This window comes from Brevibacterium antiquum CNRZ 918 (assembly GCF_900169145.1).
Taxonomy (GTDB): Bacteria; Actinomycetota; Actinomycetes; order Actinomycetales; family Brevibacteriaceae; genus Brevibacterium; species Brevibacterium koreense.
This window is the reverse complement of record NZ_FXZD01000003.1, coordinates 331,078-348,438: the sequence shown is the minus strand read 5'-3', so window position 1 is coordinate 348,438 and position 17,361 is coordinate 331,078. Positions and strand designations below refer to the sequence as shown.

Genomic DNA, 17,361 nt, shown 5'->3' with positions numbered 1-17,361 from the left:
CAGCCACGGACCGATCAAGTCCGACGACAACCAGGGCGAGAGGCTCGGGTACGAGGATGCACCTTCACAGTATCTGACCTGCTCAGGCGCTGCGCGTGACCACGGAATCAGCGAAGGCGAACAGTGACTCCTTGACCAGGCCGTCGGGCAAAGGCGCAAGTGCAGCTTTCGCCTCGTCGGCCCAGCGAACCGCTTCGGCACGCGCACGGGCCGTCACCGGGTGAGCAGCCAGAGCCGCACGAGCGGACTCGAGCGCTGCGTCCGAGCTCAGATCCGCGGCGAGCAGCCCGACCACCTCGGCGGCGGCCTCGTCACCATCGGCCGCGGCGGCCCGGACGTAGAGCACCGGCAGGGTGGGAACGCCTTCGCGCAGGTCAGTGCCGGGAGTCTTTCCCGACACCGAGGAGTTGGTGGTCAGGTCGATGATGTCATCGGCGAGCTGAAAGGCGATGCCGACGCGTTCGCCGAAGATGCGCACAGGCTCAGCCAGGGCCTGGTCCGCCCCTGAGAACATGACTCCGAACTGCGCCGAGGTGGCGATGAGGGAACCTGTCTTGTCAGCGAGCACCTGGATGTAGTGGTCAATCGCATCCGCATCCTCCGGTGGGCCCGCGAATTCATTGAGCTGACCGAGGACGAGGCGTTCGAAGGTCTCGGACTGGACGGTGACGGCCTCGGGGCCCAGCTTCGCCGTCACCCCCGACGCCTTCGAGAACAGGAGATCGCCGGTGAGGATGGCCACGGAATTGCCCCACACCTCGTGTGCGGCCGGAGCACCTCGGCGCACTGGAGCATCGTCCATCACATCATCGTGGTACAGGGAGGCCAGGTGGATCAGCTCCACAGCGACGGCCGCGTCGATGATCTCGTCACGATCAGCCTCGCCGAGGCGGGCCGTGAGCAGCAGAAGGTTCGGACGGGCACGCTTGCCGCCGGCTGCCAGCAGATGTTTGGACGTGGTGTCCGGCAGCTTCCGTGTCTGCGCGGTCACCTCGTAGAGCCTGCGCTCGACGGCTTCCAACTGAGTGGAAATATCCGCCGCAAGCTGGGCATCGGCACCAATAAAAGTCGCCGGAGAGGCTAGGTGGCTCATGTCCTCGTCATTCATCGTAGTCAGTGTTGTAGTCGCTGGTGAGATCAGGCATTGCTGGTAGCCGGCACGATTCGGGTGAGAGCTGAAATCACCCGATCGATGAGATCGGCCTCAGAGACCTTCGGGTCGCGGTAGAGGTTCGCCAACAATTTCACGACGAATTCCATCACAACGTCAACACCCATACCGTACTTGATTCCGAACTGCATGAGTGCAGGGTGGCCGATAATGGCGGAAAAAACGCGTCCCAGCGTGAAGTAGCCGCCCAGGGATTGACCCACCAGCGCCGGGTATTCCTGCAGCTTTTCCCGCATCACTAGCCGTGGGTAACGGGAATAGGTGGAGATCACCTCAGCGGCCAGTCGAGCGGATTCGAGGGCATAGTCGATGCCCTCCCCGTTGAATGGGTTGACCATCCCGCCCGAATCGCCGACGAGCAGGAGACCCTTGTGAAAGTGCGGGGTGCGGTTGAAGGCCATCGGCAGTGCCGCGGATTTGATCGGGCCCAACGAAGTGGACTCGTCGATGCCCCATTCGTGTCCCATGTCCGCGATCCACTGTCCCATCATGGCGCGGAAGTCGACGGAACCGAACTGGGGTGAGGAGTCCAGCAGGCCAGCTCCGATGTTGATCGTGCCGTCGCCCAACGGGAAGAGCCAGCCGTACCCGGGCAGAACTTCGGACTCGCCCGCCGAATTGCTCGAGCGCATCTCAACCCAGCTCTCGATGTAGTCGTCGGCATGCCTCGGCGAGGAATGATAGGCGCGCACGGCCACACCCATCGGGCGATCGTCGCGCTTCTCCAACCCCATGGCCACGGCCAGGCGTGAGGAGACGCCGTCGGCGGCGATCACGATCGGGGCGCTGAAGTGAGCCTCAGGTCCGACCCGGCGACCGCGGTGATCGGTCCCGGAGGCGTGGACGCCTGTGATCCAGCCGTCCTCGCCGATATCCGGCGTCATGGCTTTGACCTGCTCGAACAGTCTGGCGCCGCTGCGCTGGGCGTGACGGGCGAAAGCCTCGTCCATGCCCATCCGCGGCTTGGTCAGTCCATAGGTCGGGGTGCCGTCGATATCGGGCCAGTCGATCTCCAAGCGGTGCCCGCCGCCGATGAGACGCAGCCCTCTGTTCTTGTGCCACCCCTCGGATTCGGGGGTGTCCATTCCTAAGAAGCCGACCTCTTTGACCGCGCGCGGGGTCAGGGCATCGCCGCAGATCTTGTCACGAGGAAACCCGGACTTCTCTAAGATGATGACCTCATGGCCGGCCTTGGCGAGGTAGGCGCCGATGGCCGATCCGGCAGGACCCGCCCCGACAACGATGACCTCGGCGGAGAATTCGTTCATGGTCAGCGTTCGGCGCCAGACGTGTGCGCGTCCGGCTTGAGAGCATGGTGGACGGCGACGATTCCGCCAGTCAGGTTGCGATGCTTGACCTGGTCGAAGCCAGCGCCGAGGATCTGCTGAGCGAACTCGTCCTGGTCAGGCCAGGCCCGGATCGATTCAGCCAGGTAGACGTAGGCTTCGGGGTTCGAGGACACGGCCTTCGCCACGGCCGGCAGTGCCCGCATCAGGTATTCCTTGTAGACGACGCTGAAGGGATCAAACGTCGGTGTCGAGAACTCACAGATGATGAGACGGCCACCGGGTCGGAGCACGCGCAGCATCTCCGAGAGTCCGGCATCCACATCATTGACGTTGCGGATGCCGAAGGAGATGGTGACGACGTCGAAGCTGGCGTCGGAGAACGGAAGGTCCATCGCGTCGGCGTAGATGAAGTCGATCTTGGGGTGCCTGCGCCGCCCTTCGGCGAGCATGCCCTTCGAGATGTCGCCGGCAACCACCTCGGCGCCGTGATGGGTGAACGTCATCGACGACGTTCCCGTTCCGGCTGCGAGATCGAGGACGCGCTCACCGGGTCCGGCAGCCACCGAGTGCGCAACCGTCCGGCGCCAGGTGCGCGCCAGACCGAAGGTCAGCACATCGTTGGTGAGGTCGTAGCGGGAGGCGACGTCATCGAACATCGACGCGACGTCGTCGGGCTGCTTGTCCAGCTGAGCACGGTTCATGGCACTATTCTCTCAACACCTGAACCCGGGGGCGAATTCGCGGACCCGTTTCCATGCTCTTGGCAGTGTGGAACTGGCCACAGTCAGTGCTCCACGGCGCACGCCGTCGCGTCGGGACGGCGAATTTCTCGACTAGAGTGGGACTGAAATGACTACGACGTTCACCACCTCTGACATCTGCGCCGCACCCCCGCGCCTGCACGTGCGCTCTCGTTTCGTCGATGACGTCGAACCGGGGCCCGGATTCCCCTTCGAGTCCGGACTGCCCACGACCGTCGAGCAGACGCTGGAGCTCCTGCCCACCTCGGCGTTCTCCTGCTGGGTCCGCGACACCTCGGGCCTCATCGGCTTCGGCCGCACGTTGCGCATCCGCGCCCGCGGCCGCGCTCGTTTCACCGAGCTCTCCGAGGCATGGAAGGCGATCACGGGCGCAGCGACCATCGAGGACGAGGTCGACCTGCTCGGCTCGGGACTGATGTGCTTCGCCACCGTCGCCTACTCGGGCGAGTCCGAGGTCGACTCCCTCATCCACGTCCCCGAATTCGTCCTCGGTCGCCGAGGCGGTCGTGTCTGGATGACATCGATCATCGCCGAGGGTGCCACCCCCACACCACCTGTGCTGAAGTCCGAGCCGCTGCACCGCGTCACCTCGGCGAAGTCCTCCCCCGGTGACCTCGACGCTGCTACCTGGGCGAACCTGGTCGCGACGGTCTCGCGCATGCTCACACCCGTCGGAGATTCCGCCGAGGTTGACGCCTTCGCCGACGATTCCACGCTGCGAAAGATCGTGCTGGCCCGCGATGAGCTTGTCACCACCGACGATGACATCGACGTCCGATCCGTGCTGGGTGCACTCAACCGCAGCTACCCCAGCTGCTGGACCTTCAATGTCGCCGGCCTGATCGGTTCCACGCCGGAGCTGCTCATCGGCGTCGAGAACAACCGCGTGACCTCGCGCGTGCTCGCGGGCACGTACCGGGTGGAGAATGATCCGACCACTGAGATGCCCGCTGCCAGGAAGCTTTTGAGCGCGCACAAGGACAGTACCGAACACGCCTTCGCGATCGCCTCGCTGCAGCGCAGCCTCGGACTCGTCGCTGATGATGTGAGCGTCGACGAGCGGCCGCACCTGCTGCCTTTGGCCAACGTCATCCACTCGGCATCGGATGCTTCGGCCCACCTGCCGGAGGACTCGTGTCTCAATGCCCTCGACATCGCGGCGGCCGTGCATCCCACCGCGGCTGTCGGCGGGTATCCGCAGGCCAGCGCGGTTGCCCACGTGGACGAGCTGGAGCCGCTTGATCGCGGCCGGTATTCGGGCCCGGTGGGCTGGATGGACGACCGCGGCAACGGTCAGTTCGGAATCGCCCTGCGCTGCGGACAGCTCGAGGACCGCAATCGGATCCGTCTGTTCGCCGGTGCGGGCATCATGCCCGATTCGGATCCGCTCGCCGAGGTGGCCGAGACCGACGCCAAATTCGCTCCGATGCGCCGTGCGCTGGGTTTGGAATAAGACACTGACCGCGTCGCATCCTAGACACGGCGTCAAGGTTCTAAGGTCTCGTGTCAGTGGCTGTGTCAGTGGCTCGGCATAGTCTCTTCACATGTTCACGCATCCCGCGGATGACCCGGACCACCCCGATTATCGGGGCCCTGGTTCGTGGGCCCGACTTCCGGGCATCACCACCGATATCGATCGGTGGTGCAAGACTCTGTGTGACCTCGATCCAGCAGATAATGCGTGGGAGGCCCAGACTCGCATTCGGGCGCTCGAGGAGCTCGCGTCCGCCGCCGCGGCGGCTCAAGCACGTGAGGCCGTAGCCTTCCACAGGCACCGCCAGCGCGAAGATGCTGCCAATGACGTGCCCAAACGTGAACAGGGAAAGTACGCCGGCAACGAGATCGCGTTGGCCAAACGGGTCTCACCCTCGACTGGGCGGAAGTTCCTCTCAACGTCCAAGGCCGTGGTCAACGATCTGCCTCACACTTACGAGTCTCTGGCCGATGGTTCCATCTCCGAAGCCAAAGCTCGCATCGTTGCCGATGAGACGGCATGGCTCACTCCCGAGGAGCGTCTCCTCGTCGACGAAGAGCTCAAGGACCGTGCATCCGTGGCCGGCAATCGCCGGTTGCGCACCGAGGCCCGCTCACTTGCGGCCAATGTGTCCTCAGACAATGCGCATGAGAGAGCCGAAGCAGCGGGGGCGCATCGGCACGTGACCGTGAGCGCACTCACCAACGGTATGGCGATGGTCAGCGCTACTCTGCCTCTGCAACAGGCTGTTGCTGCTTATGAGAGCCTGGAGGCCGCTGCCACCGAGCGCAAGATCAAGGGCCAAGACTTCGACCGCAATCGTAACCAGCTGATGGCCGATATCTTCGTCGAACGGCTCACCGGGCAGGACTCTGCCGGAGATGTGCCCACTGAGGTCCATATCGTGATGGAAGCCGAAAGCCTGTTCTCAGACGGACAGGTTCCTGCGTGGATTCCAAGCTATGGGCCACTGCCCGCGAAGACAGCACGGAATTTTCTGGCGGCGAATCGGGCCCGGTCCTTCATCCGCCGGATGTTCACTTCACCGGAGACTGGGCAGCTGGTCGGCATGGACTCGCGTAGGCGAACATTCGGCGGTCTGCTGCGACGCATGGTCGTCTTCCGCGACGAGGTGTGTCGCACCCCATGGTGTGACGCCTCGATCAGGCACGCCGATCACGCGAGTCCTGTTGCCGAGGGCGGACAGACCCAGTGGTCCAACGCCTCTGGACTGTGCGCGGCCTGCAACTATGCCAAGGAGCACCCCGGGTGGAAGCACGAGGCGACTGCCGACGACCTCACCGTCTCCACCCCCACTGGCGAAGAATACGAAACAGCCACTCCCCCGTTCGTCACCAAGTTCAGTCATCCACCACCGAGGAAGAACACGACTCCCGGAGACCCTGATGATTCCGGCGAACCTGGCAGTCACCCCGGCAGCGAACCTGTGCCGGAGACGAAAGAATGCATCGTCGACTTCCCCCGGCTGAGCCCGGCAGAAGAACTTTTCGAGAAGCTGATGCTGAGGGACACCGGCTGAATAGCCGCCGCGGCAACGGAGCCGCCAGCCGTCGCGGCTGCTGCACTTCGCCCCGCTACTCCGTTCCTCTGTTCGGTCGCTCTATTCAGCCCGACTACTCAGGCCAGGTTGTTCAGCCCAGGTTGTTCAGGCCAGGTTGTTCAGGTCAGATTTACTTCGATGATCCGACGGCCGCGTGTCTTCGTCTTCGGGCTGTCCGTTTCCATGCCGTCGTCGACACTGACAACAGCTTGTTCAAACTCTGCGATGAAGTCATCGAGCAAGCTGGTCCCATCGTGGAGTCCCACCCTCGAATACTCCCACCCATAGGCGGTCGCGAGATCGCTGAAGCCCCGGCCGTGAGGGACCGTGAAGTATCTTTCGAGATACGGTGCCACATGATCCTGCGAGTGTTCGAGTCCGGAGAAGATCGCACCCCCATCGTCGTTGAGGACGACGATGAGCACGTTCCCGCCCTCTTCGGCGCTCGGTGTGAGCAGGCCGCCCACGTCGTGGAGCATTGCAACGTCACCGATGACCAGCACGACCTGTTCTTCGAGGGCAAGGGAGAGTCCCGTGGCCGTCGAGATCAGACCGTCGATGCCGGCCAGCCCTCGTGACGCGTGGATGCACGCTCTCACATCGGTGGCTTCACTGAGATAGCGGATCGTATTGGAACTCGCGGCAAACAGGTTGATGCTGCGACCGGCCAGATGTTCGGTGACCGCCCGTGCTGTTGACGGCTTCGATTCGACCTCACGTTCACGTCGAGATGCGGCGACGATCGCCTCGCCAGCGCTTACCCACTCGTCGCGCCACGTCGTGTCTTCGCCTGCGTGGGAGTATCTGTCACCGGCGGTGGCAGTGGCCCCGTCGCCGACGCTGTCACCGTTGCTTGCGCTGTCGCCGTCGAGAACCCCGTCGCCGTTGCTCGCGCTGGCGCCCGTACCATCGGCTGCCGAGAGCGACACTGAAAGCGGCACCGCGTCGACATCATCGGGCAACCGCTGAACCAACACTTCGGAGTCGGCAAGCAGTGTGGCAACAGGCCTGGTCAGAGTCGGTTTACCGTGCACGATCACGCTGCGGATCGCTGTACGCAGGTCCTCTCGTTCGCTGAGCACGCGGGCATGCGCAGGAACCGCAGTAGGCGAATTCCGCAGTTCGGAGGTGAGGGGGCTCGAAGGCTCAGCCAGGACTGGAATTGAGTAGGACTCGGCCAGCGACTTCAGCGCCTGGGCTGAGTGACCGCCAGCATCTCCGGCGACGATGACCGTGCCCGGAAAGATTCGGACCGAGGTGCTTCTCGCCGCATCTGGCGTATTTCCCGCACCATCACGCGCATTCCCCGAGTTGAGACCTGAGAAGGCGGACGTCGACGCCTCGTTCGCTCCCCTTGCTGCCACCGTCTGCACTGTTGCTTTCCACTCGGCGAGCTCTGTCACCGTCGGTACGAGCGGCACATCGAATTGCACGTTGAACTGGACGGGGCCGGCTTCACCAGTACCTGTGCCCAGCGAGTGTGCGACTGCCTCGGCCAGCAGGTGATGTGCATCGGCGCTTCCGGCTGGCACATCGACTCGGGCACGCACATCACTGAGCACTTGCGACTGGTCGTCGATCGTCTGATTTGCACCAGTCCCCCGCAGCCGAGCGGGACGATCTGCCGTGATCGCAACGAGCGGAATATGACCGTAAGATGCTTCGAGCACCGCAGGATGCAGGTTGGCCACAGCCGAACCCGATGTTGTCACCAGGGCTACAGCGCCACCGACAGCAGCGGAAGCAGCAGTAGCGGCACCAACTTGCCTACTGCGCAGACCCCGCGCCAGACCCAGTGCCAGGAACCCGGCACCACGCTCATCGATGCGCACATGCGTGCGGATCACCCCCGCCTCGGCGAGAGGGGCGAGCGCATAGATCAACGGTGCGGAACGGGACCCGGGCGCGATGACGACCTCGGTGACTCCGGACGAGACCAACCCACGGGCAATCTGCTGCGCCACTGCGCTCGAATTCAACATCACCTGATATTCAACCACTAACCCACCTGCGGTTCACATTGGCTCCCTACGGTTGACCCATGCGCCGATCGATTCTCATCGCAGTTGGGGCGCGTGCAATCCGTTCGCTGACCGCCGCCCGTTCCCGCAGCGGACGCTTCCCCGCCCTCGACCAGAACAGCTCATTCCTCGGCCCTGAGCCTCAGGGCAAGGACACGAGGAAATGGCACATCCGAGACAAACGCAAACTCTCGAACCGGCTGCGGGAGTTCTTCATCTACTCCCCCGCACTCGGTCGCACCGTCGGCGTGCGTGTACTGCTACCGGGCATCCCGCAGGAGGTCAGCCCGGTCATCCACCTCTACCACGGTAGCGGAGACGACTTTCGGTCATGGACGGACTTCGGGTCTGCCGAGGAGCTCACACTCGACTCGCCCTACCTGGTGGTCATGCCCGATGCCGGAGCCGGCACCTACTCTCGGGTAGCGGTCGACCGCGAGGTCCACGACTGGCCGACCTTCCACACCAAGGAGATCCCGGAATTCCTGCGTAAGAACTTCTCCGTAGACTTCGCACCAGAGAACCAACTCCTGGCGGGACTGTCCATGGGCGGATACGGGGCGATGAAGTACGCCGCCTGGCACCCGGACCGCTACAGCTGGGCAGCGGCCTTCTCCTCACCACTCGACCCGCTGTCAGCGATCCCGGCATTCGACATCATCGCGATGCGGGAGGGCGCAAAGTCGATGACACTGTTCGGCGATCCCGTCACCGACCGCAGCGAATGGATCGCCAACTCCCCCTACGGCCTCGCGGAGAACCTGCACGGCCTGCACTTGTGGCTCAGTGCGGGATCCGGCAGTCTCGAAGAGTCAAAGGACCGCGACCTCCTCGAAACGATGGTCAACCAGCAGGGTGAGCGTTTCTCAGCGCGATTGAATGCGCTGGACATCCGCCACTCGTGGTTTCCCCGCACCACGGGCCTGCACAACTGGACCAGTTGGGAGCGAGAGCTGGGCGCTTGGCTGAAGACCCTGCGCCGTCAGCGCGACTATGCCAGCTCCGATCACCGCAGCATCGAGCGCCGAGGCGGCAGTCCCGATGCTTACCGAGGTGGCAATTCCAGCATCCGCCGAGGCGCCCCACGTGTCGCGGACGGTGGCGAGTTCTCCTATCTGACCGGACATGCCCTGTTCGACATCCGCGGATGGAGAGTTGAGATCTCACGACGCAGAGCACAGATCGTGTGTTTCGGCTCCGTGAGCACGGCCGGCTTCTCCCTGAGTGGCACCGGAAGCTTCCGGGTCCGCACACCGGGCCTGTACGATCCCGGCCGCCGGTACGACATCTCCGTCAGCGGACCAACAGGCTCAAACAACTATTCGCAGCGCGCCGACAAGAAGGGGCGGCTGACGTTCACCGGGCGATTGGCGGCGGCCATGCACGACCCGATCATCCCGAGCAAGCGCACTCAGCATTTCTCGACGGTGGGCCAGTCCGAGGTCACGACGGTGCACATTGCGTCGGCACCGGATGATTCGACTGTGCCGGATACGGCACATGCCGATGCGGATTCTCACTTGGAGACTACCTCTGGTGATAGAGGCTTTCGCGGTACCGTGTCCTTCACACCTGCAACTGAAGGCTGACGTCGAGAGGTCACCCATGAAACCCGTATTCTTAGCCGTCGCTCTCATCGCCGGACTGAGTCTGACAGGCTGTTCGGGAGCTGACTCCCAGACTGGTTCGGCAGAGGAAACGGACACCGCCGCCAAGCCCACTGCGGAGGAGCCTCCGCAGGTCACGCGGCTCGACGTGAACCAGCTCAAGCAGATCATCGAATCCACTGAGGTCGACGGCCGGACGTTCAAAACCCACGACGTCGGTGCGGTCTCCGGCAGCGAAGCAGCCAAGGCCGATGACACCGCCGACTACGAACCTGCCGAATGCAAGCAATTCTCGATGGCCGCCCCCAACGCCACCGAAGCAGGCAACGGGACCGCGCTCTCCGGCGTGTCCTCGGACTCGACGATGAGCGTGGAACTCATCAGCCTGGCCGATGAGACCGCCGCTGGTTTACAGCTGGCGCACTCAACCGAGCTCGCCGAGGCGTGCAGCGAAGTGACCGTCAAGTCCCAGGGTATGGAGACGACCATGTCCTATGCGACCTTCGATGTCACCGTCGCCGGTGCCGACGAAAGCGTGAGAGTCCGTGCCGCCATCGATGCTGGAGGGAAGGCGGTCCTCAACTCCGACACCGTCACCAGCCGCATCGGCGACACCATCGTCACCATCGCCAGCCTCGCCGACACAGCAGATGAGCAGGTGGTGACCACGACCGCCGAGGAATTCGTCGCCTCGGTCAACAACGTCGGCTGAACCCCACTCGTTCTTTCGCGTCAGTGACGCGCACTGGGCAGAGACGGTCGCAGAGCATTCCAGCACTCGTGCAGTCGCGTCGACCACCAGTCGAATCGTCCCGGCTCCACGGCCAGCCTCTCCAGCCGCTGCGGGTCCGGGACGATTCGCCTCACCGGGATCTGACCATCGACAGGGCTCAGGCTCAGATCCGGGTTCACGACATCTTCGGCGAGCAGTCGCCCCGTGCCCAGACCACACGCAGGGTGCTCACCGAGGAGTTCCCGACTCAACTGCGTGCGCGGCAGTGTCGCCGCCAGTTGGGCACCAGCGGCCAGCCCGACAGAGGATTCCAAGGCAGAAGACACCACAGCGGGCAGACCGCAGGCTTCGAGGACCGAACGTGCGGCAGTGATGCCACCCAGTGGCTGGACCTTGACGATGACAACCTCGGCGGCTCCCAGCTCTGCCACACGTAGTGGGTCCTCTGCCTTGCGAATCGACTCATCAGCAGCCAGGACCACAGGCAGTCCGCGTCCGGACAGCTGTTCGCGCAGCCGCGCCATATCCTCAACGCCCGCGACGGGCTGTTCGAAGTACTGCAGGTCAAAAGCCGCGAACTCAGCACAGGCGGCGAGCGCCTCGGGCAGGCCGTAGCCGGCATTCGCATCGAGGCGCAGGGCGGTCGTGGGAAACAGGCGTCGAAATTCTCGCAGCCGCTCCAAATCATCAGGCAGGGAGTCGATTCCGTGTTCGGCCACCTTCGCCTTGACCGTACCGACGGACCCGTAGCGGGCCAGGATCGACTCGACTTCGGAGGTCGCACACGCAGGCAGGGTCGCGTTGACGGTGACGGATCGGGCGACTGCCTCACCCGAGGAGCTGCCAGCAGAGTCCAGACCCGCAGATCCTGCCTCGGCGGCTCCCGGCAACAGCCCTGCGAACTCGAGTGCGGCCTGCAGCCACCGTGAGGATTCGGCTGCGCCGTATTCGGTGAACGGGGAGAATTCCGCCCACCCGTCGGGTCCTTCGAAGAGCATGACCTCACGCTCGGTGATTGACCGAAATCGGGTCACCATGGGCAGCTTGAGAACGTGGAAGTTCGGCACGAGATCAGTGATCAACTCGGGAATCTGCTCCATATCAGCCATGGAGCAACTCTAGCTCTCAGACCACAGACGATAGGCTTGGGGCTATGACGGTTTCTGAAATCTTTGACCCCTCCCAGTGGCGTGAAGTCTCCGGATTCGACTTCACCGACATCACCTACCACCGCGCGGTCAGACCCGACGGCAGCGACCTGGGATGCGTGCGCATCGCCTTCGACCGTCCCGATATCCGCAATGCCTTCCGCCCCCACACAGTCGACGAGCTCTTCCGAGCCCTCGACCACGCCCGCCAGACCTCGGACGTCGGCGCGGTCCTGCTCACGGGCAACGGCCCCAGTTCACGCGACGGCGGCTGGGCCTTCTGCTCCGGCGGCGACCAGCGCATCCGCGGTCGTTCGGGCTACCAGTACGCCTCCGGTGAGAACCGCGAGTCCGTGGACCCGGCCCGTGCCGGTCGCCTCCACATCCTCGAGGTCCAACGACTCATCCGCACCATGCCCAAGGTCGTCATCGCCGTCGTCCCAGGCTGGGCGGCCGGCGGCGGCCACAGCCTCCACGTCGTCTGCGACATCACCATCGCCTCCCGCCAGCACGCAAAGTTCAAACAGACCGATGCCGATGTCGGCTCCTATGACGCCGGCTACGGCTCCGCCTACCTGGCGAAGATGGTCGGACAGAAGAAGGCCCGAGAGATCTTCTTCCTCGGCCGCACCTACTCGGCTCAGGACATGGCAGACATGGGCGCCGTCAACGAGGTCGTCGACCACGAGGACCTCGAGACCGCGGCCCTGACCATGGCCAAGGAGATCCTCGGCAAGTCCCCCAACGCCCAGCGGATGCTGAAATTCGCATTCAACCTCGTCGATGACGGTCTCATGGGCCAGCAGGTCTTCGCAGGTGAGGCCACCCGTCTGGGGTATATGACCGACGAGGCCGTCGAGGGCCGTGACTCCTTCCTGGAAAAGCGCGACCCCGACTGGTCCCCCTACCCCTGGTACTACTGAGCGCCTCGACTCCATGAACGCACAGTCCGTTGAGGACCTGCCCAGCGCGATTGATCGCGCCCTGGACGGCCGGTCGATCCTCATCCTGCCCCGCACCCGTGATGCTGCCATCACCGAGGTCGCTCACAGTCAGTGGACGGGTTCCGGCCGGGCGCCGGCGCTGGTGCTCTTCACCTCTGGTTCCACAGGCACGGCCAAGGCCGTCGCCCTGTCCGCCGAGGCCCTGACCACCTCGGCGCGTGCAACCGAGCGGTTCCTGGCCGGTCCCGGCGATTGGCTCCTGAGTCTGCCCATCAACCACATTGCGGGATTCCAGGTGGAGCTGCGCGCGAAGCTCGCGGGACGGGAGCCGATCAGGACCACCTCGGCGACATTCACCGCCGAGACCTTCGCCGACGAGGCTGAACACCTGTTCTCACACTCCGGGCATCGGCCGACCTACACCTCCCTGGTGCCCACCCAACTGCACCGGATCCTTGCCAACGAACGGGCCACGCTCGCCGCGACGAAGTTCGACGCCATGCTCCTCGGCGGGTCCGCGATCTCCCCCGTCCTGCTTGAGCGCGCCGCCGGTCGAGGCCTGCACATCGTGCGCACCTACGGGATGAGCGAAACCGCAGGTGGATGCGTGTACAACGGGGTTCCCTTCGACGGTGTGGAGATCACGATCACCGAGTCCTCGACGATCAACCTGCGTGGTCACGTCGTGGCCGATTCCTACGTCGAGATCACCGCTGAGGGCCACATCACCCCCGTCGACACCCCCGGCCTGACCACCGACGATGACGGTGCACGGACCATGCACACGAGCGATCTGGGTCGGATCGACGAAGGGGTGCTCACGGTGCTCGGTCGCTCCGACGACATCATCGTCTCCGGAGGCACGAACGTCTCGCCTCATGCCCTCGAGACCGGACTGCTGCCCACCTGGCAGCACCATGGGATCGCCGAGGTGCTCGTGACCTGGGTGCCCGATGAGGAGTGGGGCAAACTGCTCGTCGCTCTCGTCCGCATTGATGATCAGGTGCCCAAAGCCGTGGCCGATTCGATGGGTTCACCGCATGATTTCGCGCGCTGTCTGGACGGACTCGCCCATGGAATGCACGAACAGCTTCTGCCTCGGCTGGTTTTTCCCGTTGCTGAGATCCCCAGACGTTCGATCGGCAAACCCGACCGACAGGCTGCGGCCCGGCTTGCAGCGAAGCTGGCCGAGACAAAGATCCACGGAGCCCCAACGTCCGAATACCCTAATGAGTGAACAATCGCTAATATGAGACCGTTCAAATTTTCATGAGGAAGGTATCGCGCCCAATGGCAACTGCCGCGCAGTGGATCTCCGGAGCCCGACTACGAACATTGCCACTGGCTCTTGCCCCCGTTCTCATCGGAACCGGCGCCGCAATCGGCTCCGTCGGCGGCTTCACCTCATTCATCATCGACGACTACACGCGCAACGGCCACGACCATTCGCTGCCGCAGATCTTCCTCCGGGCGGCACTCGCCCTCATCGTCTCGCTCTGCCTGCAGATCGGGTCGAACTTCGCCAATGACTACTCCGACGGCGTCCGCGGCACCGACGATGTGCGCGTCGGTCCCGTCCGCCTCACGGCCGCCGGCCTCGCCGAGCCGAGCACGGTCAAACGTGCAGCGTTGCTGTTCTTCGGTATCGCGGGAGTGGCAGGAATCGTCCTCGTCCTCATCTCACAGGCGTGGTGGTTCCTCATCGTCGGCGCCGCCGCCGTGGCGGCCGCCTGGTTCTATACGGGCGGCCGGAAACCCTACGGGTACATGGGGCTGGGCGAAGTCTTCGTCTTCGTCTTCTTCGGCCTGGTGGCCACGCTGGGCACGATGTGGATGCAGGTCGGCGGACTCAGCCTCAGCGGCTGGGCCGGTGCGATCGCCATCGGTTCACTCGCCTCGGCGGTGCTCATGGTCAACAACCTGCGCGACATCCCGACCGACATCGAGGCCGACAAGATCACTCTGGCCGTTCGCCTCGGGGACAACCGGTCACGGATCGCGTATGCAAGCCTCGTACTCGTACCCTTCGTCCTGCTGGTAGTGGCCATCCTCGATGGGCATCCGGCCGTAGCGCTGGCCATCCTCGCACTGGTGCTCGCGCTCAACCCGTTGAAGACCGTGATGCGCGGAACCACAGGCCCCGGGCTGATCCCGCCGATCAAGTCGACGGGTCTCACCGCTCTGGCCTTCGCCGCCCTGATGGGACTGGGACTGGCTCTCTAGTCTGGTTCAGCCCTCGTCGTCGACGTCTTCATCGTCGACGATCTTGTCTTCTGCATCCTCGTCGGCGCTCTTCCGGTGAGGGGTCTTGGCCCGCTTCGCCACCCGTTTCTCGATGTCGTCTGCCACCTTAGCGCGCATGCCGCCCAGAAAGAGGTAGCTGAGGATCGCGCCGACGATGATCGCAGCCATCGCCATCACAAGGTTGAATCCGAGGAATGGCTGCAGAATCAGCCCAACGGCGACGATGATGCCCAGACGAGCCAAAGTATAGATCCAGAAGTTGCGCATTGGGCCTATTTTAGTCCGTCCACATCAGTGATTCATCACCGCCCATGTGGGCGTGTGTTCAGCTTAGTGGACTATCCTAGTTGCATGGCTCGAATACTCATTGCCGCGATCGTACTTGCGGCAGCAGTCACATTGTACGGACTCTTCGATTGCCTTTTGCGCGATCGTGGTCTGATCCGAGTCCTGCCCAAACCTGTCTGGGCGATCATCATCCTGTTCATCCCCGTGATCGGCTTCGTCCTCTGGCACCTCTTCGGCCGCGGAACTGAGGACAAGCCCACAGCCGCACCTCGTCGTCGCGGCCCCAGTGCCCCAGACGATGACGACGACTACCTGCGGAAGGTCGATCGCGACGTCAAGTTCGGAAAGCACGCTCCCGAGGCGCAGAAGCCAGAGGACAAGACTCCCGACGCAGACGACATCAGTGATGATGCCTCCACCGATTCCGACACACACTCCGCCGACACCGACGATCACGGTCCGGGCGGTCCCTCCGGCGACGGCCGCGGCCACTCGAACTGAACTTTGCCACTTTGCCACGCACTGGCCCCGGCAAGCGCTGAGCAGGCCCTCCAGCGCCCTGGGTGTGCTGCTCTCAGGCTGATGTCCTGCGCCTCACGCCCTCGTCGAGATTCTCTTGACTGCGCACAGCCGTTGCGCACAGCCGTTGCCAGCCGCGCAAGGATCTTGTGAACTGGCGACAGTCCTGTTTGGGCGCATCGACGCTGATTGGGCGCATCGACCGCAGATCAGCGATAGTGCCTCGTGGCTCCGGCGTGATCTGCCTCGGTTCTGCCGTCGACAGATGGCGCGTTCGCTCCACGAGTCCGGGACAGAGATTGCCCACCAAGCGCGGTCGAGGACTCATCATCTCGTCCCGGTAGGGCTGAGATAACGCCTCTCAAACCGCTCCCGGTCACCGCTGTGCAGCCCTGACCGCTGTGCAGGCGCGCCACTCAGCCCTGGCTGCAGATCAGCCGAGTCCCGAGTACGAGTGCAAGCCGTTGAAGTACATGTTGACGACGGTGAAGTTGAAGATCACGGTGGCGATGCCGACGAGGTTGAGCACGGCGACTTTCGTCGGCCCCCAACCACGTGTGGCGCGGGCATGCAGGTATGCGGCGTAGATGACCCAGACGACGAACGTCCAGATCTCCTTCGAGTCCCAGCCCCAGTAGCGGCTCCAGGCCACCTCCGCCCAGATGGCGCCGGCGATGAGGGTGAACGTCCACGTGATGAATCCGACTGCGGCGATCGTGTAAGAGAACCGTTCCAGGTCGATGCTGGAGGGCATGCGGCGCATGAACCGCAGCCCCTTCGGATCCTTGGTCTCATGTGCGTTCTTGAGGAGCTGGAATACGGCCAGGATCGCGGAGATGTAGAGCAGCGAGGTCGACAGGATTGCGATGGGCACGTGAATGGCGATCCAGTACGAATCCAGTGCCGGAATGACCTTCGCTGCTGGTGTGTAGAAGACGGTGATGGCCAACCCCAAGCACAGGAGCACTCCCCCGGCCACGATGGTTCCCAGGTAGCGGATGTCCTTCTTCACGTTGACGATGAGGAAGATGATGACGGTGATCGCAGTGGCGGTGAGGACGTACTCCATCATGTTGCCCCAGGGCACACGCATCACGGACAGCGCGCGGGTGAGCACAGCGGCCACATGGAGGAGGCCGGCGAGAACGAGGAGCGAGGTGCCGATCCGCGCCCCGCGCCGAGGCTTTTCCCTGCCGGAACCGGTCGTGATCTCGGCCGAAGCATCGGTCTGCGGCGGGTCGAGAAGTGCCGTGGTGGCCTTCCTGTTCGTGCGTCGCACATTCGAAGGTTTGGCGAAGTTCCTCACGCCGGCTTCGGTCTGTTTGAGTTCGCGCCCGCCGAACAGGTCGAAAGCATAGAAGATCATGGCGACGGCGTAGACGACCATCGCCGAGATGATGAGCTGGTTCGACCACATTGCGAGGTCAGTGTTGACGTCCATACATCCTCCGCACCTTACGGTGCTCTTCCATTGCGTTGTGGGTGTTGCTGTAGTCGGGCCACCCGTGTCGGTGCCGACCCGCGACAATTCTACTCCGCGTAGTACCTAAAGCGAATCATTCGTCTCCCCCGGCATTCCGAGCCTGTGCAGTTCGAGCCTA

General features: G+C 63.7%; 15 protein-coding genes. 8 read left to right on the top strand and 7 right to left on the bottom strand.

Features of this window, described 5'->3' with window-relative positions; translation table 11 throughout:
- Positions 1-82: 82 nt before the first annotated feature.
- The 3 genes from BANT918_RS06710 to BANT918_RS06700 are packed head-to-tail and all read right to left on the bottom strand — an operon-like array spanning position 83 to position 3,161.
- A complete protein-coding gene (locus BANT918_RS06710) occupies positions 83-1,108 on the bottom strand; it encodes a polyprenyl synthetase family protein (RefSeq protein ID WP_233430384.1) in 1,026 nt (341 codons plus the stop codon).
- Between the two features lie 29 nt (positions 1,109-1,137).
- Entirely contained in the window at positions 1,138-2,439 is a 1,302-nt protein-coding gene (locus tag BANT918_RS06705) for a geranylgeranyl reductase family protein (RefSeq protein WP_101619504.1), read from the bottom strand.
- Between the two features lie 2 nt (positions 2,440-2,441).
- The gene (locus BANT918_RS06700) at positions 2,442-3,161 is read right to left on the bottom strand and encodes a demethylmenaquinone methyltransferase (protein WP_101619503.1); all 720 of its coding nucleotides are present in this window, start codon (positions 3,159-3,161) and stop codon (positions 2,442-2,444) included.
- Positions 3,162-3,309: 148 nt separating this feature from the next.
- Between BANT918_RS06700 and BANT918_RS06695 the strand changes: the two genes are divergently transcribed.
- Positions 3,310-4,674, top strand: a complete 1,365-nt coding sequence (locus BANT918_RS06695; protein WP_101619502.1) for an isochorismate synthase — start codon at positions 3,310-3,312, stop codon at positions 4,672-4,674.
- Positions 4,675-4,765: 91 nt separating this feature from the next.
- Positions 4,766-6,235 (top strand): HNH endonuclease, encoded by a 1,470-nt coding sequence (locus BANT918_RS06690; RefSeq protein ID WP_101619501.1) that lies wholly within the window; start codon positions 4,766-4,768, stop codon positions 6,233-6,235.
- 140 nt (positions 6,236-6,375) lie between these two features.
- Here the strand turns inward: BANT918_RS06690 and BANT918_RS06685 are convergent, their stop codons facing one another.
- Positions 6,376-8,238 (bottom strand): thiamine pyrophosphate-binding protein, encoded by a 1,863-nt coding sequence (locus BANT918_RS06685; protein WP_233430383.1) that lies wholly within the window; start codon positions 8,236-8,238, stop codon positions 6,376-6,378.
- Positions 8,239-8,297: 59 nt separating this feature from the next.
- Here BANT918_RS06685 and BANT918_RS06680 point away from each other — a divergent pair, with 59 nt between their 5' ends.
- On the top strand, positions 8,298-9,866 hold the full coding sequence (locus BANT918_RS06680; protein ID WP_233430382.1) for an alpha/beta hydrolase: 1,569 nt from the start codon (positions 8,298-8,300) through the stop codon (positions 9,864-9,866).
- A gap of 16 nt (positions 9,867-9,882) precedes the next feature.
- The gene (locus BANT918_RS06675) at positions 9,883-10,596 is read left to right on the top strand and encodes a hypothetical protein (protein ID WP_101619499.1); all 714 of its coding nucleotides are present in this window, start codon (positions 9,883-9,885) and stop codon (positions 10,594-10,596) included.
- Between the two features lie 20 nt (positions 10,597-10,616).
- Here the strand turns inward: BANT918_RS06675 and BANT918_RS06670 are convergent, their stop codons facing one another.
- Positions 10,617-11,726, bottom strand: a complete 1,110-nt coding sequence (locus tag BANT918_RS06670) for an o-succinylbenzoate synthase (protein ID WP_101619498.1) — start codon at positions 11,724-11,726, stop codon at positions 10,617-10,619.
- A gap of 44 nt (positions 11,727-11,770) precedes the next feature.
- Here BANT918_RS06670 and BANT918_RS06665 point away from each other — a divergent pair, with 44 nt between their 5' ends.
- From BANT918_RS06665 to BANT918_RS06655, 3 genes are read left to right on the top strand one after another with little or no spacing between them, the layout of a single operon-like run.
- Positions 11,771-12,688, top strand: a complete 918-nt coding sequence (locus tag BANT918_RS06665; protein WP_101619497.1) for a 1,4-dihydroxy-2-naphthoyl-CoA synthase — start codon at positions 11,771-11,773, stop codon at positions 12,686-12,688.
- A gap of 13 nt (positions 12,689-12,701) precedes the next feature.
- Positions 12,702-13,946 carry an AMP-binding protein gene (locus tag BANT918_RS06660; RefSeq protein WP_101619496.1) on the top strand — a complete coding sequence of 415 codons (1,245 nt, stop codon included), beginning with the start codon at positions 12,702-12,704 and terminating at the stop codon, positions 13,944-13,946.
- A 53-nt stretch (positions 13,947-13,999) separates the two neighbouring features.
- Entirely contained in the window at positions 14,000-14,932 is a 933-nt protein-coding gene (locus BANT918_RS06655) for a 1,4-dihydroxy-2-naphthoate polyprenyltransferase (protein ID WP_101619495.1), read from the top strand.
- Positions 14,933-14,938: 6 nt separating this feature from the next.
- Here BANT918_RS06655 and BANT918_RS06650 read toward each other — a convergent pair whose 3' ends face one another.
- Positions 14,939-15,220: a DUF4229 domain-containing protein gene (locus BANT918_RS06650; RefSeq protein ID WP_101619494.1), complete on the bottom strand. Its 282-nt coding sequence runs from the start codon at positions 15,218-15,220 to the stop codon at positions 14,939-14,941.
- Positions 15,221-15,304: 84 nt separating this feature from the next.
- Here BANT918_RS06650 and BANT918_RS06645 point away from each other — a divergent pair, with 84 nt between their 5' ends.
- Positions 15,305-15,742 carry a PLD nuclease N-terminal domain-containing protein gene (locus tag BANT918_RS06645; RefSeq protein ID WP_101619493.1) on the top strand — a complete coding sequence of 146 codons (438 nt, stop codon included), beginning with the start codon at positions 15,305-15,307 and terminating at the stop codon, positions 15,740-15,742.
- A gap of 451 nt (positions 15,743-16,193) precedes the next feature.
- Here the strand turns inward: BANT918_RS06645 and ccsB are convergent, their stop codons facing one another.
- Complete coding sequence (gene ccsB, locus BANT918_RS06640) at positions 16,194-17,201, bottom strand: c-type cytochrome biogenesis protein CcsB (RefSeq protein WP_101619492.1); 1,008 nt, start codon at positions 17,199-17,201, stop codon at positions 16,194-16,196.
- Positions 17,202-17,361: the final 160 nt, after the last annotated feature.